We start from the raw sequence: 24,507 nt of genomic DNA, 5'->3' as shown, positions 1-24,507 counted from the left end.
TTACACGGCCCTTGCACCGCTATTGCGCGGGTACGCAAGCGTCCCATCCGACCCCTTGCGGCCGGTCAATCGCCGGGTTCGCCGATCAGCACCTGCACTCCGTCGAGGATGCGATCGATCCCGAATCGGAACTGATCGATCTCCCCGGCCCCGAACGCCCCGTCGCCCATCGCCCTGGTCAGGGCCGGAAACCGATCGGAGTGCCGGGCGAGCAGCTCACCGGTGAGCGCACCCCATTCGCGCTCGTGCTCGACGTCGAAGTCGGCGGACTGCTGGGCCAGAGTGCGGACATGCCCAATCAGCAGCAGGAACACCTGATGCCGCTGCGGCGCGGTGAGCCCGGTCGGTTCCAGCGCGGCCAGCGCGGTATCCAGCCAGGTCAGCTGGGCCGGTCCCATGGCCTGGCGGCGCATGGCCGTGGCGGCCAGCAGCCAAGGATGCGCCTGGTAGCTCGCCCACAACTGCCGTGACCATTCGACGAGTCGCGGTCGCCACTGCGCACTCGCTCGCGAGAGGTCCGGACCTTCGCCCGAGACGGCCTCCACCATCAACCCGACCAGCTCGGTCTTGCCGGGTACGTACCGATACAGGGCCATGCCGGAGACGCCGAACGCCGCCGCGACCTTGTTCATCGAGACGGCGTCCAAGCCCTCGGCATCGGCGAGTGCCACGGCGGTCTCCGCGATGCGCGCGGGGGTGAGGCTGGGTTTGGGGCCACGGGTGGGCTGCTCCTGTTCGCCCCACAGCAGGGCGAGACTCGCGCGCAGGTCGCGGGGTTTTCCGGTGTCCGCCCGAGTCGTCGTGCCTTCGGCCTTCGCCATGGTTCCTCACCGTCCGCTGTCGACAGGTTGACAAGTTCTGAAACTGTTTATACCTTAAATCCATTGTTTACGTCACAAACAGTTTAGGAATGAAGCAATGATCGTCACTCTCGCCGCACTCGCTCTGGTCACTCCCGTCGCCGGTGCGCTGGGCCACCGCCGGCTGCGTCGCACCTCCGCCGCGAAGCGGCTGCGCATCACCACACCGAACGGCATCGACGAATCCGGCTTCGTGCGCATCGGCGGTGTCGAGCAGTGGGTCCAGATTCGCGGCGAGGACCTGAGCAACCCGGTCGTGGTCGAGATACACGGCGGCCCAGGTGCTTCCAATCTGGCCTTCACTCCGTACACCCGAGAGTGGGAGCGGCACTTCACGATCGTGCGCTGGGATATGCGCGGCACCGGCAAGACCTTCGGGCGCGGCGGACCGGATCGGCAGGGGGAGATGAGTCTGGAACAGCTGCAACGGGATTCGCTCGAGCTCGTCCAGCAGGTGCGCGAGCGGATCGGCGTGGGGCAGGTGGTGCTGGTCGCGAATTCCTTCGGGTCCCTGATCGGACTGCGGCTGGCTCGCAGTCATCCCGAACTCTTCTCCGCGTACGTGGGCACCGATCAGAACATCAACGCGGGCGGGCGCGAGAACGCGGCCTATCACGCCCTCGTGAACACGCTGTCGGAGAAGGGAAAACGCAAGGAACTCGCCGAGATCACCGCCATGGGCGCGGACCGGACCGGTTGGACGGCAGCGCAACTCGCGAAATTCAACAAGCTGGTCTTCAGCACCGACCCGTTGATCATGCACACCCTGAAAACGGTGGTGCTGCCCTCGCTGTGGTTCTCACCGCTGCACTCCCTGCGGGAACTGCGGGACGGCATGCGGGGCCAGAGCTACTGCGAGCAGATCGGACCGCCCTCGACCCACATCGACGAATGGGCCGAGGGCACCGAGTTCCGGATTCCGTTCTTCGTTTTCCAGGGCGCGCGGGACGCCTTGACCCCGGTGGAGCCCGCCCGGCGGTTCTTCGACGACGTCACCGCCCCGGTGAAGGGGTTCGGCCTGATCGAGGACGCCGGTCACCTCGCGTCGTTCCGGCACCCCGAGCGATTCCTGGAACTGATGCTCGCCGAGGTGCGCCCGGTCGTCACCGGTCAGCGCACCGCCGACGAGTGACGGGCGCCGAAATCAGCGCGGGGAGGCGGCGAGCAGGTGGGCGCGGAGTTTGGCGCGGTCGGGTTTGCCGGGGCCGCGCAGTGGGAGTTCGTCCAGGACGGCCAGTTCGCGGGGGGCGGCGATGGCGTCGAGTTCGGCGACCACGTGTTCACGCAGTTCGTCGAGGGTGGGGGGAGTGGCGCCGCGGGCCGGGACGATGGCGGTGACCACGCGCTGGCCCAGGCGTTCGTCGGGCAGGCCGAGCACCACGACCTCCGAGACCCCGGGATGGGTGATCAGCACGGCCTCGACCACCTGCGGGATGACGAGCAGGCCGCCGGTCATGATGGCGTCGTCGAGGCGGCCCGTGACGCGCAGCACGCCGTCCTCGAAGTGCCCGGCGTCCTCGGTGCGGAACCAGCCGGGTTCCGCGAAGGCGGGATGGTCGGGCATATTGCGGTAGCCCTTGGCGACGGTCGCGCCGCCCAGCAGCACCCGCCCGTCCTCGATCCGAACCTCGGTGCCGGTCAGCGGAATACCCTCGTACACGCAGCCGCCGCAGGTCTCGCTCATGCCGTAGGTGCGGAACACGGTGATCCCGGCCGCGCGGGCGCGCTGCAGCACCGGCTGCGGGGTGGCCGCGCCGCCGACCAGGACCGCGTCCAGGGTGGCCAGGGCGGCGGTGGCGGCCGGTTCGTCCAGGGCCTTGATGAGTTGGGTCGGCACCAGCGAGGTGTAGCGGCGCTGCCCGGTCATCCCGGCCACCGCGCCCGCGAGCGCCTCGGGCAGGAAGCCGTCCGAGACGTCGAGCACGGCCGGTTCGGTGCCCGAGAGAATGCTGCGCAACAGCACCTGGATGCCCGCGATGTGATGGGTCGGCAACGCCAGCAGCCACTGGCCGGGACCGCCCAGTCGCTCGTGGGTGGCGTCACCGCTGGCCTGCAGGGCCGCGGCGGACAGCATCGCGCCCTTGGGCTGGCCGGTGGTGCCGGAGGTGGTGACCACCAGGGCCACCTCGTCGTCGATCTCTTCGCCGGGCCGCAGCGAACTGCTCAGCCGTTGCGCTTCGCGCCGGTCCGCGGTCGGAACCGGAAGCCAGGCCGGGCCGTTGCCCTCCAAGGCTTCTCGAAGGTGCGGCAATACGTCGCCTACCGATGCGCCGGTCGGCATGGGGAGAATTCGGAGGCTATTGCTCACGTTCGCGATCGTGTCATGTCGGGGGACGGCGGCGCACCCACGGGGTCCGCATCCGCCCTGCAACGGTGGTCAAGTCGGTCAGTCGGACGTCGGTGTCGCCAGCGGCCATCCGCCGGCTGCCAGCCGGGAAGCCACCCGAGCGATATCGTCCTCGCCAGGCTGTTCCTTGGCAACTCGGGCGATCGCCGCCTCGATGTCGGTGCGCTCGATATCGTCGGTGGCGACCCGCTCACGCACCAGCTCCTGCACCACCAGATGCACCTCGTAATCGGTGAGGCGGCGGTGCAGAACCGCGAGCAGCGCCACGTAGTCGGACTGCGGAATGCCCTGCGGATATCCGGCTTTGAGCCAGGCCAGCACCTTCTGCAGCACATTGACGGGCTCTTGCGGCGCGGCCGCGGATTCGGTGTTCGGCTGTTCGGGGGTGCTCACGAGCGTCCTTTCGTTCCGGCGGCGCGACGGAGATCAAGCATTGTCACGCGCCGAGCAGATGGATTCCCAATCGGGTGGCGAGGAAGTTGCGTGCGATGAACAGCACACCGACCACCACCGCGATCATGACCACCGCGAAGCACAGCGCGGACACGGCCCGCGCGACCTGGCGGGTGGAGCCGGTCGCGCCGTCGTCCACGACCGCGCGGTAGCGGATGCCGACGGCGAACACCGTCGGCAGACCCGCGCCGAAGACCAGGGCGGCCAGGGTGACCTGCCATAGATCGGACAGGTTGGACAGGAATGTGTGCATCGCCGCCTCCTAGCCGAGTCCGTTGTCGCGCCGAGCCGCGGTGGTGTCCTCGCGGTGCGCCGGGTGCGTGTCCTCGCGCTGGATCTGCGGAGTCCGCCCGGTCCGGCCCGAGGTGGTGCCGCCGGGCGTGGACAGCGCCGCGGGCGCGCCCGGAGTCGCGGGCGCGGCGGCGGCCTTCCACTCGGAGTTGACGTTGTGCGAGTTCACCGCGGTGCGCTTGGAGCGCCGCCAGATCGCACCGGCCGCCACGATCAGCAGCACGAACACCACCAGCACGCCGGCGGTCCCGCCGATGCCGTGCAGCAGCGCCCAGCACAGCGCGCCCACGATGCCCGCGAGCGGCAGCGTCAGCGCCCAGGCCACCGCCATGCGGCCCATGACCGCCCAGCGCACCTCCGCGCCGGGCCTGCCCAGGCCCGAGCCGAGGATGGAACCGGTCACGGTCTGCGTGGTGGACAGCGGCAGGCCGAAGTGCGCCGAGGTGAGAATGATCGCGGCACTGGTGGATTCGGCCGCGAAGCCCTGCGGCGGCGCGATGTCGACCAGACCCTTGCCCAGGGTGCGGATGATCCGCCACCCGCCCAGGCAGGTGCCCGCGGCGATGGCGATCGCGCAGGACACGATCACCCACAGCGGCAGCGGATCACTCGCGCTGGCCGATCCGTGCGCGATCAGCGCCAGGAAGATGATGCCCATGGTCTTCTGCGCGTCGTTGGTGCCGTGCGCGAGGGAGACCAGCGAGGCGGAACCGATCTGCCCCCACCGGAATCCGCGATCCACGGTCCGCTCGTTGCTGCCCCGGGTGATCCGGTACACCACCCACGATCCGATGGCGGCGACCAGCGCGGCGACCACGGGCGCGAGCAGAGCGGGGATGACGATCTTGGCCAGCACGCCCTTGCTGCCGGCGGTCCAGATCACGCCCTCCCAGCCGAGCGCGGCGATGGTCGCGCCGATCAGCCCGCCGAACAGGGCGTGAGAGGAACTCGACGGCAAACCCAACAACCAGGTGAACAGGTTCCACAGGATGCCGCCGACGAGGCCCGCGAACACGATGTCCAGCAGGGCTTCTCCGCTCACCTCGGAGAGGTCGACGATGCCCTCGGCCACCGTTGCCGCGACCGCCACGCTCAGGAAGGCGCCGACGAGATTCAGCGCTCCGGACAGGAGTACGGCGGTACGTGGTGGGAGGGCACCTGTTGCGATCGAGGTCGCCATCGCGTTCGCGGTGTCGTGGAATCCGTTGGTGAAGTCGAACGCCAGAGCCGTGAAGACAACGATCAGCAGAACGAGCAGTTCGGCAGACACACCGTTCAGTTTGCGCTATATCGTTCACGGCGTGTTAACCGGTGCCCCCGGGCGTGTTTCACGGCTACCTGCGTGCTAAGGCGGGTGCCGGGGGCCGCCCGTCCAGCGCAGGTGCAGCTCAGTCGCCTCGAATATCCCGGCGGAGCGGGTGGTCCGGGGGAATCTCGACGAACACGATCGGCACGCCGTCCGGGTCGCGCACCCACATTTCGATGAGCCCCCACGGTTGCCGCGCCGGCGCCCGATCGATCACGACACCCCCGAGCGCGAGTTCCGCCGCGGCATCGGCGCAGTCGCGCACCTGCAACCAGATGGCCCCCGCGAACCCCTGCGGATCCCCGTCGGTCCGGCCGTGTCCGGCGACCTCCACGAGCGACTGCCCGGCGAAGAAGACGGTTCCCCCCGGATACTCCCGTGCGATCGCCAGTCCCAGCGAGTCCCGATAGAACGCCAGCGTCCGCTCGTAGTCGACCGGCCGCAGAATGACCCGACTGCCCAGTATCTCCATATGTGCCAGCTTCCCAGCCGTGCGTTAGCTACGCGAGGAAACGCCGACGCGCACGCCGCCGTGTTCGATGTTCGGGTGGAACTCGACCTCTCGACCTCTCGGTCTCTCGGCTGCTCGGCCGGGAGACCCGAAGTCCCGAGGACCGGGGCGGCACACGAGCCCGGAGGGTTCGCGGCCACACCGGAGAGTTCAGAAGTACCAGGGGTAGGGCTTCCAGTCGGGTTCGCGCTTCTGCAGGAACGAGTCGCGCCCCTCGACCGCTTCGTCGGTCATGTACGCCAGCCGTGTGGCCTCACCGGCGAACAATTGCTGACCGACCAGTCCGTCATCGGACAGATTGAACGCGTACTTGAGCATGCGGATCGCCTGCGGGGATTTGCCGAGGATCTCACCGGTCCACTCCAGTGCCACGTTCTCGAGGTCGTCGTGATCGACGACCTCGTTGACCGCGCCCATCGTCTTCATTTCCTCGGCGGTGTAGGGCCGTCCGAGGAAGAAGATCTCGCGGGCGCGTTTCTGCCCGACCATTTTGGCCAGGTAGGCGCTGCCGTAGCCGCCGTCGAAGCTGCCCACGTCGGCGTCGGTCTGTTTGAATTTGGCGTGCTCGCGGCTGGCTAGGGTGAGGTCGCAGGTGACGTGCAGGCTGTGTCCGCCGCCGGCGGCCCAGCCGTTGACCAGGGCGATGACGACCTTGGGCATGAACCGGATCAGGCGCTGGACCTCGAGGATGTGCAGTCGCCCCGAGCGGGCGGGGTCCACGGTGTCGGCGGTCTCGCCGTCGGCGTACTGGTACCCGTTGCGGCCGCGGATGCGCTGATCACCGCCGGAGCAGAAGGCCCAGCCGCCGTCCTTGGGACTGGGTCCGTTGCCGGTGAGCAGGACCGCCCCGACGTCGGAGCTCATCCGGGCGTGGTCGAGGGTGCGGTAGAGCTCGTCCACGGTGTGGGGCCGGAAGGCGTTGCGCACCTCGGGCCGATCGAAGGCGATCCGCACGGTGCCCTGATCGATGTGCCGGTGGTACGTGATGTCGGTGAGGTTCTCGAACCCGGGTACGGGCTCCCACAGCTTCGCATTGAAGGTCACGGCCTCGAACATACTGTTCGGATCCGGGCGCCCGTGACTCCCTCCGCTGATCCGCTCGGCGATTTGCGGGTGCCGGCGAATTGCGGGCAGCGGAATTCGGACATTTGACCACATCGGTGCGGCGCTCGGTGACTGGCCGGTAGGTGAAAGTGAAACGCTGCCAACCGATTGCGGAGGGCTTACAGTGCTGTAACTGCCACGGCAGTCGGTAGCGCGTTGGCATCGCGTGTGCGGGGACACCGGTGCGTATAGTTGCACGCGCTCGCTCATCGAAAAACTATCCGGAGGAACCTGAAAGTGGTTGCAGCACTGTCTGAATCCCTGCTCGACGACGCCAAGCGTCCGGCCTTCCTGGCTGACGCGAAAGAGGTTCTGGATGCCGAGGTGTCCGACAAGGGCGGCGCGTCCGGCCTCGCCGTGAAGGGCGGCTACGCCGCGATCAAGAAGGTCAGCCCGACCATCGTGGGTGACGCGCTCGAGTCGTTCATCCCGAAGTTCGTGTCGCAGCTGGACCCGTTCTGGGCCGAATACAAGGCTTCGGGCGCGGGTTCGTTCGGCGATCTGCTGGTCTCGAAGCAGGACGAAGTTGCCGAAGCACTGCTCGCGGTGACCGACGAGCGCGCCGAGGCGTCGTCTCGTCCGGCGCTGACGAAGGTGTACGGCTCGCTCCGTTCCTCGGCGAAGAAGCATGTCGCCGAGGCGCTTCCGCGCGTTGGTGCTCTGATCCAGCGTCACGCTGGTTAATCAAATGACCGGTTCGCGGCCCACGTGCGGGGCCGCGAACTCGGTTGTCGTACCTGGGGTATCGAGACCCCGAGGTATTCGGACCCTGAGGTAGCGAGACTCAGCCCGCGGCCTTGCCGACTCGCCAGTATCCGGTGAAAGTGATGTCCGCCTTGGGGATTTCCCGTTCCTGAGCCAGATGCCGGCGCACGCCCGAGGCCAATTTCTGTTCGCCCGCGATGAACGCGTACACGCCCGCGGACGGAATGTCCGCCGTGCGCACCGCATTCGCGACCGCGGTACCGGTTTCGGCATGCGCGTCCTCGCGCACGACCCAGTTCACCTGCACCCCTTCGGGTTCGTTCAATTCCTGCGCGTCGTCGGCGTGCGGAATCTCGATGAACGCCGCACCCTTCAGCTCGCGTGGCGCCGAACGCAGCGAACCCGCGATCGCGGGCAGCGCGCTCTCGTCGCCCACCAGCAGCGAGAAGGCGCAGTGGTCCGGGGCCTGGTACATGATGCCCTCGTCGAGCAGGCCGATCCTGTCGCCGGGAGTCGCGTTGTTGGCCCACGTCGAGGCCGGGCTGTCGTCCCCGTGCGAGACGAAGTCGATGTCGATCTCCGCCGAGCTGCCGAACTCCCCGAAACCGGCGGCGCGGTAGTCGCGCACCGTGTAGTTGCGCACTACCGGACGAGTCTCCTTGCCCATCATCAGATATTGCGCGTACCAGCCGAGGCTGCTCGCGGAGGTGGGCAGGCGCAGGTTGCCGTCCTTGCCCGGCATGAACAGCCGGAACCACTGGTCGAAACCCATCGAGGTGTAACCGGCCAGGCCCTCCCCGCCGATGGTGACACGAACGAAGTTCGGGCTCAGCCGCTTGCTGGCCAGAACCTCCGCCGTGAGAATCTCCCGATGTTCGGGCTTGACATATTTGGTGCGCTTCGCCATATGCCTTAGGTTAGCAAACCCTAAGTTGGTCTGATAGGTGTGAGCTGGCCACACTCGCGGGTGTGAGCGGGGCGACGCAGCGTAATGATCGACTGTCTGAGAGGCTGGAGGATGTGAATCCTTCGACAGCACAGGCGCAGGTCGTCGTCGACGAACTCGCGCGCGGCGGAGTCCGGGACGTGGTCCTGTGCCCTGGATCGCGAAATGCTCCGCTGGCATTCGCATTACAGGCCGCCGACGCCGCCGGACGGATTCGCCTGCACATGCGCATCGACGAGCGCAGCGCCGGATTCCTGGCCATCGGCCTCGCCATCGCGGGTGGTCGCCCGGTTCCCGTGGTCATGACCTCCGGTACCGCGGTCGCGAATCTCGGGCCCGCCGTGCTCGAAGCCAACTACGCGCGGATGCCGTTGATCGTGCTGAGCGCGAACCGGCCCTACGAGATGCTCGGCACCGGCGCCAATCAGACCGTGGAACAACTGGGCCTGTTCGGCAGCCAGGTGCGCGCCACCATCAGCCTCGGTCTCGCCGAGGAGGAACCCGGGCACTGCTACGACAAGCAGAACAGCGTCTGGCGTTCGGCCGTGTGCCGGGTGCTGGCCGCCGCGCGCGGCACCCGTTCCGGCAATGCCGGGCCGGTGCACTTCGACATTCCGCTGCGCGAACCGCTGGTGCCGGACATGGCCGCCGGGGAAACGCTCCCGGCCGGGCGTCCCGACGAACGGCCCTGGACCGCAACGCAATACGCGACACTGGACGTTCCGCTCGATATCGACCTCACCCTCGACACCGTGGTCATCTCCGGCCACGGCGCCGGACTGCGGCCCGAACTCGCGTCGCTGCCGACCGTCGCCGAACCCACCGCGCCCCTGCACGGCCCGGCGCTGCATCCGCTGGCGTTGCCGCTGCTGAAGCCGAAGCAGGCCATCATCACCGGCCGGCCGACCCTGCACCGCCCGGTGTCCAAATTGCTCGCCGATCCCGAGGTCACCGTGTACGCGCTGACCACCGGCCCGCGCTGGCCCGACGTGTCCGGCAACGTGGTCGGCACGGGCACCCGCGCGGTCACCGCGGGCGTGCCCCGGCCGGAATGGCTGGAACTGTGCGCGGATCTGAACGAGAAGGCGAACGCCGTGGTGCGCGCGGAGCTCGCCGGGCATCCCAAGCCGACCGGCCTGCACGTGGCGGCCGTGGTCACCGCGGCGCTGCGCGACGGTGATCAACTGCTGCTCGGCGCGTCCAATCCGGTGCGCGACGCCGCGCTGGTCTGGCATCCGCGCCCGGGTGTGCGGGTGCTGTCCAATCGCGGGGTGGCCGGAATCGACGGGACCGTCTCGGCGGCAGTCGGTGCGGCACTGAGCCATTCGGGCCGCACGATCGCGCTGATGGGTGACCTGACCTTCCTGCACGACGCCTCCGGCCTGCTCATCGGACCCGGCGAACCGCGGCCCGAGGACCTCACCATCGTGGTGGCCAACGACGACGGCGGCGGCATCTTCGAACTGCTGGAACAGGGTGACCCGCAGTACGCGGGGGTCTTCGAACGCGTCTTCGGCACCCCGCACGGGATGGATCTGGCCGCGCTGTGCGCCGCCTACCGCGTCCCGCATCGCCAGGTCGACACCACCGAACTCGAGGCGGCGCTGACCGGGCGTGCGCACGGCATCCGCGTGCTCGAGGTGGTGACCGAGCGGTCCAGCCTGCGGGAACTGCACGCCACCGTGCGCGCGGCCATCGCGCACTGACGGGCGCTTCGGCATATCCGGCGACCCGGGCGCTTTCCGGTGCCGCGCCTCGGGTGCGCACGGTCGCCACACCGACGATGCGTCGGTCCGGCTCGGCCGACCCGGTCCGGCCTGCGACCCGGTTCGGCCTGCGGCCTGGCTCGGCCTGCGGCCCGAGTCGGTTCAGACGACAGGCATCAGTCCTCGCCGGCCGCGCCGTCGTCGTAGTCGTCCAGCGGAACCGGGATGGCCTGTTCGACCAGATCGCCCTCGTCCGCGGACCAGCCGCTCTCGCCCTCGGGGACGCGCACGACCGGCGACTCGGCCGTGATGTCGTCGTCGGCCTGGCTGTCGGGGTAGGCCGGAATGGATTGCTCGACGTAATCGGCCTCGGGCACTGCGCCCAGGGTGCGATCGGCGTCCATGGTGCGGTCTGTCATCGGATGCTCCTCTCCGCCGCGCTGCGGGACAGCGCCGCGAGTGGACGGCGCCGCTATGGCGCCGTGCTGCTACCGGTGTTGCCGGACATCTCCGAGGATGCCCCCGTGCACACCGGGATGGCAACCGCCGCGGTCATTCGCCGTCCAACGGCCCGGGATCGGCGGGGTGCTCGACCAGGGCCAATACCCGGCCCGCCAGGAAGCGCGCCGTGCGCACCGTCGTTCCGGTGCGCGTCACCTCCATGACCTCGACCACGCCGCGCGCGATGCGCACCTCGACTCGCCGGCCCGCTCGGGTCGCCGCCACTTCGTAATTGCGAGATCCGTCGCCGGTATCGACGACGATCTCCACTCGATCACCCTTCATCTTCCAATTCTCCTCGCTACCAGCGCTTTTCGCCGCACTTGCGGGCTAACGACCGGGTCACGAAGCGGCGCTGTGAGTGCATCCGCACGCAGTGGCGCGCGATTCGGGGCGATTATTCCGGTGAGACTGGGTAGTCCTAGTTCATGAGCAGGCCTCTGCCCAGGGGCTCCGCGCATCGGGAGGAACCCATGAACAGCCCGGCCTTCGATCTGGAACCGGCCGCATCCGCACTAGAGGCCCTGGTCAGTGGAATTTCCGACGATCAGCTCGATACGGTGACACCCTGCGGTGAGACCACCGTGCACCTGTTGCTCGCCCACGTCATCGGCTTCACCGAGGCGTTTCGCAAGGCCGCGACCAAGGAGATGATCGGCCGCGCCCAGCTGCCGAACGCCCTCGCGCCCGATCTGGGTCTGGGCGAGTGGCGCACCGTGATTCCCGCCCAGCTCGAGGCTCTGGTCACCGCGTGGCGCGAGCCCGCCGCCTGGGAGGGGGAGACCCAGGTCGGCGGTGTGGAGCTGTCCGCTTCGCAGAGCGCGGTATTCGCCCTGGACGAGCTGATCATCCACGGCTGGGACCTGGCCCGGGCCACCTCCCAGTCCTTCGTCCCCGATTCGAACGACCTCAACATTCTGCTGAGCATGCTGCGCGACACCCCTGTGGAAGGCACGCCCGGTCTCTTCGGCCCGGTCGTCCCGGTCCCCGACAACGCGCCCCTGTTCGACCGAGTTCTCGGCCTCACCGGGCGCGACCCCGACTGGAGCGCGCACCGCGAAGGCTCGCTCGCCTGATCTACTCGCCGCTGCACCGAAAAACGGTGCGGGCGAAGAACGGTGCGGGCGAACCGAAACGACGTTCCCGTGGGGAGTTCGCGCCGAATCACGGCTCGGCGGTGACGAATACACCTGATCGGGCGGCGAGGGCGGCGGCTTCGGCCGCGGCGGTGACGGCCGTGGCGTCTATCGGATCGCCGCTGGCGAGCAGGCGGTAGTACAGCGGCGCGGAGACGGCGGCCAGGACCGCGCGCGGGTCTGTGCCGGAGGGGATTTCGCCGCGAGCGACGGCGGTCTCGACGCACGGTGACCATTCGGTGAGCCGGGTGTCGTAGAAGCGATGCAGGGCCTGGGCGGTGGAGTCGTCGGTGGTCGCCGCGGCGATGACGGCCCGGAAGAGCCGGCCCTGGCGCGGATCGGTGAGCGTCGCGGCGACCAGGCGGGCATTGGCGAGCAGATCCCCGGGCAGCGAGCCGGTATCCGCGTGGGGGAGTGAGGTTTCCGCCATGTCGACGAGCAGATCCGCGACCAGCCCCGCGGGCGTGCGCCAGCGGCGGTAGACGGTGGTCTTGCCGACCTCGGCGCGGGCGGCGACCTCGGCCAGATCCAGGTCGGCGAACCCGCGTTCGGCCAGGAGGTCACCGGCGGCCTTCAACACGGCATCGCGGACGCGGGCAGTGCGCCCACCAGGGCGAATCGACCCCGGTGCATCGATATCTCGGTCCATAACGGTCCTCCGGTTCCATTTGCGACAACGGGAGTGTATCGTCTGTCGTGTTAATGAAACAGCAGTTCCGTTAGGAGAAGATCATGGAGTACCGTCGGCTCGGCGCGTCAGGTCTGCAGGTTCCGGCTCTGAGCTTCGGCGCGGGCACTTTCGGTGGTCGCGGCGAACTCTTCGGCGCCTGGGGTGACACCGACGCGCAGGCGGCCCGCCGACTCGTGGACATCAGTCTGGAGGCCGGCGTCACCATGTTCGACACCGCCGACGTCTACTCGGACGGTGCGTCGGAAGAGGTTCTCGGCGAGTCGATCCGTGGTCGCCGAGATCGGGTGCTCATCTCCACCAAAGCGAGCCTGCCCACCGGCCCCGGGGCCGCCGATTTCGGTTCGGGCCGCGCCCGGCTCATCACCGCCGTGGAGAGTTCGCTGCGTCGCCTCGGTACCGAACACATCGATCTGTTCCAGTTGCACGCCTTCGACGCCGGCACCCCGGTCGAGGAAGTCCTTGCCGCACTGGACGATCTGATTCGCGCGGGCAAGATCCGCTATGTCGGCGCGTCCAACTTCGCGGGCTGGCAGCTCATGAAATCCCTTGCGGCAGCGGACCGGCACGGTCTGCCCCGCTATGTCGCACACCAGGTCTACTACTCGCTGGCCGGACGCGACTACGAGTGGGAACTCATGCCGCTGGGTCTGGATCAGGGCGTCGGCGCGGTGGTGTGGAGCCCGCTGGGCTGGGGACGGTTGACCGGGAAGATCCGCCGGGGACAACCGCTTCCGGAGGGCAGTCGCCTGCACAAGACCGCCGGGGCCGGGCCGCCGGTGAACGACGAACTGCTCTACGAGATCGTGGACGTACTCGACGATATCGCCGCCGAGACGGGTCGCACCGTGCCGCAGATCGCGCTCAACTGGCTGCTGCGCCGCCCCACCGTCTCGACCGTCATCGTGGGCGCGCGGAACGAGGAGCAGCTGCGGCAGAATCTCGGCGCCCTCGGCTGGAGTCTGGACGCGGATCAGATCGCGCGCCTGGACAAGGCGAGCGCGGTGACGCCGCCGTACCCCTACTACCCGTACTACCGGCTCGCGGATTTCGCGCGGCTCAATCCGCCGGCCGTCTGAGAATCGCCGCGGACTGCCGTGTGAGACTCGGGATCGCCAGGGCTAAGGGGCCGAATACAAGCCCTGTGCCAGCACCGGCCAGGACGCCTTGAAATCGTCCTGCCAGTAGCCCCAGGTGTGGGTGCCGCTGGTGCGGTAGACGAAGGTCGCGGGAATGTTCAGTTCCTCGAGCCGGTGCTGGAACGCCCGGGTGGACGCATCGACGCCCGCCTCGATGACCGCGCCGAGGGCGACGGTGCCCGCTGTCTCGAGCGCGTCGGTCTCCATCCGGCCGCGTGCGCCGGGCAGATCGTAGATTCCCGGTATGCCGTTGCCGGTGGCGATGAAAAGATGTGTACCGCGCAGTTTTTCGGCATTGAGGGTCGGATCGTTCGCCGCCCACAGCGGATCGTCGTCCGAGCCCCACATATTCGCGACATCGCCGCGGCCGTAGGTTTCGGTGACCAGTTTCACCGATCTCCGGCCGAGCGGAGTGGTGGTCTGCATGAGTCCGCTGTACACGGCCGCACTGCGGAAAAGACCCGGATCGAAGATGACGGAATTCAGTACCGGCAGGCCCGCCATGGAAAGTCCCGCAATGGCATTCACACCATTCGTGCCCAGCGCGGCATCGATCAACGGCGGCAGTTCCCGGCCGATATAGGTAGACCATTTGTTCACGCCGAGAACGGGATCCGGAGCGATCCAATCGGTGTACCAGGTCCAGGCTCCGCCGATGATCTGCACGACATTGACATTCTTGTCGGACAGGAAATCCAGAGCGTCGGTGCGCAATTGCCAGGACGCGTCGTCCACGCCGCCGCCGGCGCCATTGAGCAGGTAGAGGGTGGGCCTGGCCTCGGAGATGTCGGCGGGGCGCAGCACGTCCACCGGGAAACTCCGATTCATCGCCGCGGAATGGACGGTGAGGCGCAGGGTGCGGTCGCCGGTGGACTCGATATTTTCGATGAAGGAGCCGTCCGGTGCTGTCGCGGTGGGCACGGCGACCTCGAGCGCGGCCGGACTGTCGGCGACGGCGGAAATAGTGCCGGCACCGATCGACGCGGCCGCGGCGAGCGCCGCGAGAGCCATTCGTGCGGTGCTGCGACGGTTCACGCTGCGGTCCCCCGGGTATTTCGCGCGCCGTCCCCATGACGACTCTCCCGGCCGAACGTCCCACCCGGATGAAATACAAATATCAGCATTTCAGATAACCGGGCAGCCCCTGATTCTCTGGGGGCGGCCGCCCGGTCCCCGGCTCGGGTTCAGTAGACGTCGCGCACGTAGCGTTTCTCGGCCACCAGTTGCTTCTTGAACGCCAGCGCGGCCTCCTCGCTCAGCTTGCCGTGCACCCGGGCGATCCGAAGCAGCGCGTCGTCCACGTCCTTGGCCATCCGCGCCGCGTCACCGCACACGTACAGGTGACCGCCCTCGCGCAGCCACGACCACAGCTCCGCGCCGTGCTCGATCATCCGGTGCTGCACGTAGATCCGCTCGCGCTGATCCCGGGAGAACGCCAGATCCAGCCGGGTCAGGAAGCCGGACCGGAACATGTCCTCCAGTTCGGCGCGGTAGTAGAAGTTCTCGTCGGCGTGCTGATCACCGAAGAACAGCCAATTGCGGCCCCGGCAGCCCAGCGCGCGGCGCTCCTGCAGGAAACCCCGGAACGGCGCGATTCCGGTGCCCGGGCCGACCATGATCATCGGCGCGTTCGGATCCAGCGGCGGCCGGAAATGCGGCGCCCGCTGCAGGAAGATCGGCACATCGGCCCCGGCCCGATCGGCCAGGAAGGTGGAGCAGACCCCGCCGCGCCGCGCCGCCGACCCGATCGCCCGGGGATCGCCGTACCGAACCACGCCGACGGTCAACCGCACCTCGTGCGGGTCGACCAGCGGGCTGGAGGAAATCGAATACTGCCGGGGCTGCAGCTTTTTCAGCGTTCCCAGCCACTCCACCAGATCGGCCTGCACCGGGAAGTCCCGCAGCACGTCCACCAGCTGCCGATCCCACAGATACCCGTCGAGCTCGTTGCGATTGTCCCGCCGCAACAGCTTCGCCAGCCGCGGACTGGCGTTGCGCTCGCCCACGAACGAGAGCAGATCCCCGCTCACCTTCGTGATGTCGTACTGCGTGGTCAGCGCCTCCGTCAGCGACACCTCACGCTCGTCCGACTCGACGGCCCGATGACCGTCCAGTCCCGTCACCTCCAGCCACTCCGACACCAGCGCGGCACAATTGGCGGGCCGGATCCCCAGCGAATCCCCGACCTCGTAGCTCGCCTCCAGTCCCCGCAGATCGAACCCGAACTGCCGCACCTCTTTTCCCGCGCCCTCACGCGAAAGCAGCTCGTTGCGAGCCAACTTCGCCGGTAGCGGAGCATTCCGAGTGAACGGCGCCGCGCTCCGCGTCGCCACGGACAACCGCGCCCCACCGCCCGAACCGTGCCCACCGCCTGAAGCTGCCCCGCCGCCCGATCCCGGCCTACCGCCCGAGCTTTGTCCGCCGACCGAACCTGGCCGAGCGACCGAACCCGGTCCGCCGATTGAACCCGACCCACCGACCGAACTCGACTCACCGACCGGGCCCGATACGAGGTCGGCTCCGGAGGAGGGGCCGGTGGAAAGTCCAGTGCCCGGGCCGGTGTCCGGGTGAGCGGTGCCGGTTCCCGGGTGAGTGGCGCCGGGACCTGTGGTCAGGGCCGTCGTGATCGCGTCGAGCCACTGTTCCGAGAGCGGTTCGTGGTCGGGTTCGCTGTCGACTCGGGGGTGCAGGCGGGTCGCGCCGCGCTCGGCCAGCAGCGAGTCGAGTTTGCGGCCGTGGCCGCAGAAGTCGTCGTACGAGGAGTCGCCCAGGGCGAAGACGGCGTATCGGAGCGTGTTCAGGCGAATCACGCTGTCGCTGAGGCGATCCCAGAAGTCGGAGCCGTTGTCGGGCGGTCCGCCGTCACCGAAGGTGCTGGTCACGACCAGCACGTCGCCGGTCAGATCGGTCAATTCGGCGGTATCCATATCGAGCAGTCGCGGCGTGAATCCGCTGTCGGACAGCCGGGTCGCGACCTCGGCCGCGAGCTCCTCGGCGGTACCGGTCTGCGAGGCCCACAGCACGGTCACCGTCCGCACGGCGGCCGCGTCGGCAGCGTCCGGGAGTCCGGGAGAGTCCGATCCGCTGATGAGGGCGCCGTGCTGATCGCCGACCGGCGCGGCGCGCGAGTACATCCCGGCCAGCAGGCCGTTGACCCACAACCTGCTCGCCCCCGAAATCGGCGCCGTCTCAGGCAATTCCGGCTGCCCGGTCACCGGCAGTGAGTGCAGCGCCGCGAGATACCCACCCAGATAGATGCGTTCGGTCTCGCTGAGGGTCGGCGGCGTCCCGCCGTCGAGGCCGAGCATGGCAGCCAGCGGATGCGGTCCGCCCGGCATACCGCCGGACCCCGCCGCCCCGCCGGAGACTGCCGCCGTGCCGAACCCGGCACCTGAGCCGAACCCGGCACCCGCGCCGGACCCTGCCATCACGCCTGATCCGGCTTCGGCGCCGGAACCTTCTGTCGCACCCGCGCGCCCCGCGGCGGACCCGGCCGCGGATCCTCCGGCTATCGCGCCGAGCCCGGCCATCGCGCCGAGCCCGGCCATCGTGCCGGGCACTGTCTCCGAATGCGAGACATCCGCCGAACCGTGTGCGGCCGTGCGGCTTTCGGTGCTGGTCAGGACGGCCACCTTCCGTAGGCGCACCGCGCACACCTTGAACTCGGGCTGCAGGGAGGCCGGGTCCACGGCGTCGTTGGTGACGGCGTTGATGGTCAGGTATTCGCCCTGCTCGTCGTTCCAGTGGAAGGGGGCGAAGCAGTTGCCGGGGAGCACCCGATCGCTGACGCGTACGGGTAGCACCGCGCGGCCCCGGCGGGAGGCGATCTCGAGCTGGTCGCCCTCGCGCACCTCGAGTCTCGCGGCGTCGTCCGGGTGCACCTCGACGAACGGCTGCCCGTTCAACTTGGTGAGTTTGGCGATCTTCCCGGTCTTGGTCATGGTGTGCCACTGATGTTGCAGGCGACCGGTGTTGAGCACGAACGGGTGATCCGCGTCCGGCATCTCGTGGGGGAGCAGGTGCGGGCGCGGCCAGAACACGGCGCGGCGGCTGGGGGTGGCGAAGGCCAGGCGCGGGGTGTGTCCGTGCTCATCGGTGAACAGGTGCTGGCTGACGCCGTCGTTCACATAGCGAATCGGGTTGCGGCGCTGCGCCGGATCGGGGCACGGCCACTGCATCGGGCCCTCGCTCAGCGCCTGGTAGCTGATCCCGCGCAGGTCGTATCCGGTGCCGGGATTGCCGAATCGCTTGATCTCCTCGAAGATCTCGGCGCTGGAGGAATAGCCGAAACCGGGGAACCCCATGGCCGTCGCCACCTGGGCGATGAGCTGCCAATCCGGTCGCGCGTCACCGATCGGATCCACCGAGCGTCGCAGCAGCGTCATGGTGCGCTCCGAATTCACCTGGACCGCATCGGCTTCGGCCCACAGCGTGCCCGGCAGCAGCAGATCGGCGTAGGCGTTGGTGGCGGTCTCGGTGTACACGTCCTGCGCGATGACCAGCTCGGCGGCTTCCAACCCGGCGATCACGGTCTTCCGATTCGCCATGGAGGCAACGGGATTGCTGCACACGATCCAGCACGCCTTGATCTTCCCGTCGGCCAGTTCGTTGAACATCTCGACGGTTCCGGGTCCGGCCTCGGTGCGCAGGGTGCCGGGCTCCAGCTCCCATTCCCGCTCGACGAACTCCCGGTCGGCCGCGTTCAGCAGGCTGCGCTGCCCCGGCAGTCCCGGTCCCATGTAACCCATTTCGCGCCCGCCCATGGCGTTGGGCTGTCCGGTGAGCGAGAAGGGCCCGCTGCCGGTGCGGCTGATCGCGCCGGTGGCCAGGTGCAGATTGCAGATCGCATTGGTGGCCCAGGTGCCGTGGGTGGACTGGTTCACGCCCATCGTCCAGAGCGACATCCATTCGCGTGCTTCGCCGATCCACTGTGCGGCGGTGCGAATGTCGGCCTCGGGGATACCGGTGATCTCGGCGACCAGGTCGGGCGGGTACCCGTCCAGGAATTCGGGCATGTCCGCCCAGCCCTCGGTGTGCTCGGCGATGAACTCGTCGTCGATGGCACCGTTCTCGACCAACAGGTGCAGCAGTCCGTTCAGCAGCGCGAGGTCCGTGCCGGGCCGGATCTGCAGGAAAAGGTCCGCGCGCGTGGCGGTATCGGTGCGGCGCGGATCCACCACGATGAGTTTCGCGCCCGCCTTGAGCCGATCGGCCATGCGCAGGAACAGGATCGGATGGCAGTCGGCCATGTTCGCGCCGATCACGAAGAACAGATCGGCGTGGTCGAGGTCCTCGTACGATCCGGGCGGCCCGTCCGCGCCGAGGGACTGCTTGTAGCCGGTGGCGGCGCTGGCCATGCAGAGCCGGGAATTCGCCTCCATGTGCACCGTGCGCAGGTGCCCCTTGGCGAGTTTGGTGGCCACGTACTGCGCTTCGATCGACATCTGCCCGGACACGTACAGGGCGATGGAGTCGGGTCCGTGGGCATCGAGGATCGCGCGCAGCCGGTCCGCGGCCTCGCGCACGGCGTCCTCGACCGGCACCGGTACCGGCGCCTGCCCGCGTTCGGGCCGCCGATACGCGGAGTCCATCCGCCCGGGCGCGCGCATGAGCTCGGCGTGCGTGGCGCCCTTGGTGCACAGTCGCCCGGCGTTCACCGGATGCAGCTTGTCGCCGCTGACCTTGGCGATCACTCGCTGCCCGCGCTCGCCGGTGCCGGTCTGCACGGTGATGCCGCAGCCCACCCCGCAGTACGAGCACGCGGTTCGGGTGCTCGAGCCGGGAGTGGTCGTATCCGCCATGACACGATCCTGGCGATTCGGGATTGCGCCCGATTTACCGAACGTTAGCGGCAGATGACGATTCCCCTCACCGCTCGAATTCGCCAGTGTGAGGCCAGGTCAGCGCCACCGCGAGCCGGGACGCCGGACTGTGAGTCGAGACACAGCGCGACCGGAACCCGGCTCGAACCGGGCCTGCGCGCCCCCGAACCAGATCGAGAGCGGTGCGAAACCGCCCACCACGAACCCGCGCGCTACGAACCCGCTCGCGCGCTACGAACCCGCTCGCCCGCTACGAACCCGCTCGCCCGGTGCGAACTCGCTCGCCCGGTGCGAACTCGCTCGGCTCGGTGTGAACCCGCTCAGCCGAGCTTGAATCCGCGGTGCAGTGCGACGACGCCGCCGGTGAGGTTGCGCCACTTCACCGCCGACCAGCCCGCGTCCGCGATTTTCAACGCGAGCTGCGTCTGCGTCGGCCAGGCGCGGATCGATTCGGCCAGGTAGACGTACGCGTCGGGATTGCTGGAGACGGCGGTCGCGACCTGCGGCAGCGTCTTCATCAGGTATTCCATGTAGACGGTGCGGAACGGCGCGAGGGTCGGGGTCGAGAACTCGGCCACCACCAGCCGGCCACCCGGCTTGGTGACGCGCAGCATCTCGCGCAGCGCCAGATCGGTGTCGGCGACATTGCGCAGACCGTAGGAGATGGTCACCGCGTCGAACGACCCGTCCGCGAACGGCAGCGCCATGGCATCGCCCGCGACCATCGGCACGTTCCGGAATCGGCCCGCCGCGAGCATGCCCTGCGAGAAGTCGGCGGCCACGCACCATGCGCCGGACTTGCCGAGCTCCACGGTGGACACACCGGTGCCCGCGGCTAGATCCAGGACCCGCTCGCCGGGGCGCAGTGCCAGCGCCTTACGGGTCGCGCGCCGCCAGAAGTAGTCCTGGCCGCCGGAAAGCACGGTATTGGTGATGTCGTACCGCTTCGCGACCCCGTCGAACATCGACGCGACCTCGTGCGGCTGCTTGTCCAGCGAGGCTCGAAACGATTCTCGCCGCTCAGATTTCGCCACCACCGCACCCTAGCGGGCGACACGCGTGCGCGACCATCGCGCCCGCGCCGCGCCCCACCAGCGCGCCGGGGGAGAACCGAGCAGCCAGAGCGCGGGCACGGCCAGCGCCCACGACACCACGATCACCGACAGTGCGGGAATGATCGCGACACGCGCATCGCGACCCGCGACACGAACCAGATCGGGATCGCTGCGCAAGTATTCGACATTGATGCGTTCGCCGGCGGTGAGTTTGGTCGGGTACAGCACCCCGACCTTCGGGTTGTGGGTCTCGCCATCGGGCGTCACGAAGATGACCGCCGACCGCAACCGGCCCGCGGACAGGACTTCCGCGCTGGTCACGCCCATATCCGAACTGATCATCCGGTCGTCTTTCCAGGCGGCCAGCACCAGCAGGACCGCGAGCACGCTCACCGCGGACGCGGCGATCACGACGCCGACCCGGGTTCGCCGGAAGCGATCCGCGCTGCTTGCAGACTGGCTAGTTTCCGACACTTCACCAGGCTATTCCATGACCGGACTACCCTTGCCGCCATGTCCCGTAAATTCAGCTTCACCGTGCAGTACAGCGTTCCGGTCGAAGAGCTTCACCGGGCACTGACCAATGACGAGATGTGGCAGGCACGTTTCAAGGACGCGACGACCGCCACGCTGGACCTCTCCCACCCGGACGGGCCCGGCACCATTCGCATTCATATGACCGAAAAAGCATCCGAAGACAAGATCCCCGGCCTCGTGAAGAAGGTCCTCAAGAGCGACCTGGTGCTCGAGCGCACCGACACCTGGGGACCGCTCGAGGGTGGCGCCGCCAAGGGCACCTTCGACGGCGCATCCGGCGGCATCACCACCGAGATGGCGGGCGATTTCGAATTGCGTTCGGCCGCCTCGGGTTCCGAGATCGTCGTCACCGGCATCGTGACCGTGAAGGTCCCGCTCGTCGGCGGCGCGATCGAGCCGCTGGTGGAGAACCTGCTGCAGAAGGTGATGAACAGCGAGCAGAAGTCCGTCGAGGCTTGGTTCGCCGCTCAGAACGCCTGATCGACACACCGAATCGGTTCACGTTCCAGCTGTTTCGCGCACCACCGAGGTCACGCTCGATGGGCCCGGTCCGGGACCTCACCTCCCGGACCGGGCCGCACGGGCCGCTACTGCCCGGCCGACGGGTCGAATTCCCGCGGCTCCACCAGCACCAGCCAGTTCCCGGAGTTGTCGCGAACGATGGCTTCCACGCCGTAGGGCCGCTCGGCCGGCGGCTGCACGAATTCCACGCCCTTGGCCGTGAGTTCCTCGAAGGTCTTCTGGCAGTTGTCCGTTCGCAGTCCGAGTGAGCCCTGCGTGCCACTGCCCAGCGAGCGGCGGATCGCCTCGGCCAGATTCTCGTCCAGCGGGGGACCCGGGATCATCAGGGTCACCTCCAGTTCGGGATGCTGCGGCGCAGCCACGGTCACCCAGCGGAAACCGTTGTCGCCCATGGTCACATCCGCGGTCTCCACGAAACCCAGCTTCTCGGTGTACCACTCCTTCGCGGCGGACTGATCGGTCACGTACACGGTCACCAGCGAGACATTCGTAATCGTCATGCCACCAGGCTATGACCCCGGCTCGCGCCCGGGCTTCTCCGAAATTGCGCAACTCCGGAACGGGGTCTCACCGGTCAGTCCGGCAGTTTGCGATCGGACAGCCCGTGCATGAAGACGTAGCAGCCCGGAATGTGCGGGGCGCCCTCCGCCACGAACTTGGCCTGATATTCCGACGGCGACATCCCCACCAGTTCGGTGAACTTGCTGCTGAAGGACCCCAGGCTGCTGTACCCGACCAGCATGCACACCTCGGTCACGGTCACATTGGTGGCGCGCAGCAGATCCTGTGCCCGTTCGATCCGCCGCTCCGCCAGGTAGAGCGCCGGAGTCTTGCCGTAGGTCGCGGCGAAGCAGCGCAGGAAGTGATACTTCGACACCCCCGCGGCCGCCGCCAGACTGTCCAGGTCCAGCGGCTGCGCGTAGTGCAGGTCGGCCAGGTCCCGGGCCCGCCGCAGATGCGGCAGCAGGTCCTCGGGAACCGGCCGGGGGCTCACGCGAACGGGGCCAGTCGGTCCAGGCGCATGGACGCGCGGCCCGCGCCCCGCCACAGTTTCGCGGTGAGGTCCAGATCCTCGTCGGTCACCAGATTGCCCATTACGCGAACCGCCGTGCGCTGCAACAACTTCGAGCGCATGACCGGCGGTCCGCCGAGCGGCACCGCGCGCGGGTTGGTGGCCAGCGCCGCCAGTCGCCGCGCCATCGAGAAGGTCCGGCCGTAGCGGGCGCGCAGCAGTTCCGGCCATACCCGGCTCAGATCCGGTTCGTCCAGCAGTTCGGACAGCATGTGCCCGCCCTCGAGACCGTAGTCGATGCCCTCGCCGTTGAGCGGGTTCACGCAGCCCGCGGCGTCGCCGACCAGGGCCCAGTTGCGGCCGGCCACATTCGAGACCGCGCCGCCCATGGGCAGCAGGGCCGAGGCCACCGCACGCGCCTCACCCTCGAAGCCCCACTCTTCGCGGCGCTGCGAAACATAGTGCTGCAGAAGCGGTTTCAGTGAGATGTTGGAGGGGCGCTTCTCGGTGGCCAGCGAACCGACCCCGATGTTCACCTCACCGTTGCCGAGCGGGAACACCCAGCCGTATCCCGGAATCAGGGTGCCGTCGGCCTCCCGCAATTCCAGATGCGAGGTGATCCACGGGTCGTCGCTGCGCTCGGACTTGATGTACGCCCGCGCCGCCACCCCGTACGCGTACTCGCGATGCCAGGTGCGCCCCAGCAGTTTTCCGACCGGAGATCGCACGCCGTCCGCGACGATCAGGGTGTTGCAGGACACCGCCCGCAGCCCGCTCTCGGTCTTGACGGTCACCCCGGTGACCCGATCGCCGTCGCGGGCGACCTCCACCACGCGGGTGCCGTCCACCATGCGCGCCCCCGACTTCACCGCGGTCTCGCGCAGCTTGTCGTCGAGTTCGGTACGCGGAACGGCACTTCCGTACGCCGGGAACGCCCCGTCCGGCCACGGCAGCAGCGCCTCGCGCCCGAACCCGGCCATCCGCAGTCCCCGGTTGATCGTGTGCAGCCGCACCCAATCGCCCAGTCCCAGATGCTCGAGCTCCGCGGTCGCCCGCGGCGTCAGCCCGTCCCCGCAGGTCTTGTCCCGCGGAAACACCGCCGCATCGGTCAGCAGCACATCGCGCCCGGCTCGCGCCGCCCACGCGGCCGCCGCCGACCCCGCCGGCCCGGCCCCCACCACCAGCACATCGGCATGCGCCGGCAGCAATTGCGAGTCCGGCCCCTGCTCGGCCACACCGTCCGCTGCATCCATGCCGTCAATACTCGCAGCCCATCCCAGACAATGTCGACGCGGATCACCGCCGACATAAATCACTCGAACCGAGCCCCACCCACAACCCACCCGGACTCGAAGCGGAAACCCGACGCCCCACCACAACTCCGAACCGACCGACCCCGCCCCTCGCGCCAGCCGCTGCCGTCACCGAGCGATCACGGCCAGGTTCGTTGCTGGTCGCCTCGAACCTTGCTCTCGCCAAATGATGGACGCTCGTTTCATTGTCGTCTCGCTCAACCTTCGTCTCGCCGTCGGTGTCGCCGAGTGGTCACGACCCGTTTCGTGACGGCTGGCTCGAACCCGCGCCTCTGCCAGCAGCGTCGCCGAGCGATCGTGGTTCTCGGTCCGTTGCCGCCTAGGTCGAATCCACGCTCTTGCTGTCGTGTCGCCGAGTGACCGCGACCCGTTTCGACGTCGTCTCGCTCGAATCCCCTTCTACCAGCGGCATTACCAGGTGTTCGTGGCCCGGCTCGCTTCTGGACTGAGTGGAGCGGGGGAGCGAAGCGGAGGAGCGGAGGGAGGGAAGAAGCGAGCTTGCAGGGCCACGAACCGCCCGCAGCGAAGCGGAGGGCAGAAAATGGGGCCCGGC

At 68.4% G+C, this 24,507-nt stretch carries 24 protein-coding genes; 6 read left to right on the top strand and 18 right to left on the bottom strand.

Translation table 11 applies throughout. From position 1 onward, the window contains the following. Positions 1 to 65 precede the first annotated feature (65 nt). Positions 66 to 821 carry a TetR/AcrR family transcriptional regulator gene (locus NJ1_RS33880; RefSeq protein ID WP_067703100.1) on the bottom strand — a complete coding sequence of 252 codons (756 nt, stop codon included), beginning with the start codon at positions 819 to 821 and terminating at the stop codon, positions 66 to 68. Positions 822 to 918: 97 nt separating this feature from the next. Here NJ1_RS33880 and NJ1_RS33875 point away from each other — a divergent pair, with 97 nt between their 5' ends. Further along, on the top strand, positions 919 to 1,992 hold the full coding sequence (locus NJ1_RS33875) for an alpha/beta hydrolase (RefSeq protein WP_067703097.1): 1,074 nt from the start codon (positions 919 to 921) through the stop codon (positions 1,990 to 1,992). Positions 1,993 to 2,004: 12 nt separating this feature from the next. Here the strand turns inward: NJ1_RS33875 and menE are convergent, their stop codons facing one another. From menE to NJ1_RS33845, 6 genes are all read right to left on the bottom strand, one after another. Next, entirely contained in the window at positions 2,005 to 3,141 is a 1,137-nt protein-coding gene (menE, locus tag NJ1_RS33870; protein ID WP_067703094.1) for an o-succinylbenzoate--CoA ligase, read from the bottom strand. A gap of 105 nt (positions 3,142 to 3,246) precedes the next feature. Then, positions 3,247 to 3,600: a DUF3349 domain-containing protein gene (locus NJ1_RS33865; RefSeq protein WP_067703092.1), complete on the bottom strand. Its 354-nt coding sequence runs from the start codon at positions 3,598 to 3,600 to the stop codon at positions 3,247 to 3,249. Positions 3,601 to 3,643: 43 nt separating this feature from the next. After that, the gene (locus NJ1_RS33860) at positions 3,644 to 3,913 is read right to left on the bottom strand and encodes a hypothetical protein (RefSeq protein ID WP_067703089.1); all 270 of its coding nucleotides are present in this window, start codon (positions 3,911 to 3,913) and stop codon (positions 3,644 to 3,646) included. A gap of 9 nt (positions 3,914 to 3,922) precedes the next feature. Then, positions 3,923 to 5,221, bottom strand: a complete 1,299-nt coding sequence (locus tag NJ1_RS33855; protein WP_084479133.1) for an inorganic phosphate transporter — start codon at positions 5,219 to 5,221, stop codon at positions 3,923 to 3,925. A gap of 118 nt (positions 5,222 to 5,339) precedes the next feature. Then, positions 5,340 to 5,729 (bottom strand): VOC family protein, encoded by a 390-nt coding sequence (locus tag NJ1_RS33850; protein WP_067703086.1) that lies wholly within the window; start codon positions 5,727 to 5,729, stop codon positions 5,340 to 5,342. A 189-nt stretch (positions 5,730 to 5,918) separates the two neighbouring features. Further along, the gene (locus tag NJ1_RS33845; RefSeq protein WP_067703177.1) at positions 5,919 to 6,812 is read right to left on the bottom strand and encodes a 1,4-dihydroxy-2-naphthoyl-CoA synthase; all 894 of its coding nucleotides are present in this window, start codon (positions 6,810 to 6,812) and stop codon (positions 5,919 to 5,921) included. A gap of 297 nt (positions 6,813 to 7,109) precedes the next feature. On the opposite strand from NJ1_RS33845, the gene NJ1_RS33840 reads away from it, so the two are divergent. Further along, entirely contained in the window at positions 7,110 to 7,556 is a 447-nt protein-coding gene (locus NJ1_RS33840; RefSeq protein WP_067703083.1) for a DUF6918 family protein, read from the top strand. A 100-nt stretch (positions 7,557 to 7,656) separates the two neighbouring features. Here the strand turns inward: NJ1_RS33840 and NJ1_RS33835 are convergent, their stop codons facing one another. Continuing rightward, the gene (locus NJ1_RS33835; RefSeq protein WP_067703080.1) at positions 7,657 to 8,484 is read right to left on the bottom strand and encodes a siderophore-interacting protein; all 828 of its coding nucleotides are present in this window, start codon (positions 8,482 to 8,484) and stop codon (positions 7,657 to 7,659) included. Positions 8,485 to 8,597: 113 nt separating this feature from the next. Here NJ1_RS33835 and menD point away from each other — a divergent pair, with 113 nt between their 5' ends. Further along, a complete protein-coding gene (gene menD, locus NJ1_RS33830) occupies positions 8,598 to 10,229 on the top strand; it encodes a 2-succinyl-5-enolpyruvyl-6-hydroxy-3-cyclohexene-1-carboxylic-acid synthase (RefSeq protein ID WP_067703077.1) in 1,632 nt (543 codons plus the stop codon). 176 nt (positions 10,230 to 10,405) lie between these two features. On the opposite strand, the gene NJ1_RS33825 is transcribed toward menD, so the two are convergent. After that, positions 10,406 to 10,648, bottom strand: a complete 243-nt coding sequence (locus NJ1_RS33825) for an Rv3202a family protein (protein ID WP_245717699.1) — start codon at positions 10,646 to 10,648, stop codon at positions 10,406 to 10,408. A 133-nt stretch (positions 10,649 to 10,781) separates the two neighbouring features. Continuing rightward, positions 10,782 to 11,015, bottom strand: coding sequence for a DUF8836 family protein (locus NJ1_RS33820; RefSeq protein WP_067703073.1), 234 nt, complete (start codon positions 11,013 to 11,015; stop codon positions 10,782 to 10,784). Positions 11,016 to 11,203: 188 nt separating this feature from the next. Here NJ1_RS33820 and NJ1_RS33815 point away from each other — a divergent pair, with 188 nt between their 5' ends. Then, positions 11,204 to 11,806, top strand: a complete 603-nt coding sequence (locus tag NJ1_RS33815; RefSeq protein ID WP_067703071.1) for a TIGR03086 family metal-binding protein — start codon at positions 11,204 to 11,206, stop codon at positions 11,804 to 11,806. An 88-nt stretch (positions 11,807 to 11,894) separates the two neighbouring features. Here the strand turns inward: NJ1_RS33815 and NJ1_RS33810 are convergent, their stop codons facing one another. After that, positions 11,895 to 12,515, bottom strand: coding sequence for a TetR/AcrR family transcriptional regulator (locus NJ1_RS33810; RefSeq protein ID WP_067703064.1), 621 nt, complete (start codon positions 12,513 to 12,515; stop codon positions 11,895 to 11,897). 83 nt (positions 12,516 to 12,598) lie between these two features. On the opposite strand from NJ1_RS33810, the gene NJ1_RS33805 reads away from it, so the two are divergent. Further along, complete coding sequence (locus tag NJ1_RS33805) at positions 12,599 to 13,633, top strand: aldo/keto reductase (RefSeq protein ID WP_067703057.1); 1,035 nt, start codon at positions 12,599 to 12,601, stop codon at positions 13,631 to 13,633. 42 nt (positions 13,634 to 13,675) lie between these two features. On the opposite strand, the gene NJ1_RS33800 is transcribed toward NJ1_RS33805, so the two are convergent. The 4 genes from NJ1_RS33800 to NJ1_RS33785 all read right to left on the bottom strand — a co-directional run bounded on the left by NJ1_RS33800 (position 13,676) and on the right by NJ1_RS33785 (position 21,044). Continuing rightward, positions 13,676 to 14,704: an alpha/beta hydrolase gene (locus NJ1_RS33800; RefSeq protein WP_067703055.1), complete on the bottom strand. Its 1,029-nt coding sequence runs from the start codon at positions 14,702 to 14,704 to the stop codon at positions 13,676 to 13,678. 173 nt (positions 14,705 to 14,877) lie between these two features. Further along, on the bottom strand, positions 14,878 to 19,494 hold the full coding sequence (locus NJ1_RS39520) for a bifunctional nitrate reductase/sulfite reductase flavoprotein subunit alpha (RefSeq protein ID WP_157574480.1): 4,617 nt from the start codon (positions 19,492 to 19,494) through the stop codon (positions 14,878 to 14,880). Positions 19,495 to 19,835: 341 nt separating this feature from the next. After that, on the bottom strand, positions 19,836 to 20,549 hold the full coding sequence (locus NJ1_RS33790) for a demethylmenaquinone methyltransferase (protein WP_084479138.1): 714 nt from the start codon (positions 20,547 to 20,549) through the stop codon (positions 19,836 to 19,838). Between the two features lie 9 nt (positions 20,550 to 20,558). Then, complete coding sequence (locus tag NJ1_RS33785; protein ID WP_245717697.1) at positions 20,559 to 21,044, bottom strand: DUF3592 domain-containing protein; 486 nt, start codon at positions 21,042 to 21,044, stop codon at positions 20,559 to 20,561. Between the two features lie 39 nt (positions 21,045 to 21,083). Between NJ1_RS33785 and NJ1_RS33780 the strand changes: the two genes are divergently transcribed. Then, the gene (locus NJ1_RS33780; RefSeq protein WP_067703049.1) at positions 21,084 to 21,587 is read left to right on the top strand and encodes a DUF2505 domain-containing protein; all 504 of its coding nucleotides are present in this window, start codon (positions 21,084 to 21,086) and stop codon (positions 21,585 to 21,587) included. A 107-nt stretch (positions 21,588 to 21,694) separates the two neighbouring features. Here the strand turns inward: NJ1_RS33780 and NJ1_RS33775 are convergent, their stop codons facing one another. From NJ1_RS33775 to NJ1_RS33765, 3 genes are all read right to left on the bottom strand, one after another. After that, positions 21,695 to 22,129, bottom strand: a complete 435-nt coding sequence (locus NJ1_RS33775; protein ID WP_067703047.1) for a VOC family protein — start codon at positions 22,127 to 22,129, stop codon at positions 21,695 to 21,697. Positions 22,130 to 22,203: 74 nt separating this feature from the next. Next, entirely contained in the window at positions 22,204 to 22,623 is a 420-nt protein-coding gene (locus NJ1_RS33770) for a helix-turn-helix transcriptional regulator (RefSeq protein WP_067703046.1), read from the bottom strand. Continuing rightward, positions 22,620 to 23,894 (bottom strand): geranylgeranyl reductase family protein, encoded by a 1,275-nt coding sequence (locus tag NJ1_RS33765; protein WP_067703044.1) that lies wholly within the window; start codon positions 23,892 to 23,894, stop codon positions 22,620 to 22,622. The genes NJ1_RS33770 and NJ1_RS33765 overlap by 4 nt, the downstream gene beginning before the upstream one ends. Positions 23,895 to 24,507 lie beyond the last annotated feature (613 nt).

Origin of the sequence: Nocardia jejuensis NBRC 103114, assembly GCF_001613145.1 — a bacterium.
Taxonomy (GTDB): Bacteria; Actinomycetota; Actinomycetes; order Mycobacteriales; family Mycobacteriaceae; genus Nocardia; species Nocardia jejuensis.
Note: the sequence above shows the minus strand (reverse complement) of the source record. Positions and strands in the feature narration are given on the sequence as shown.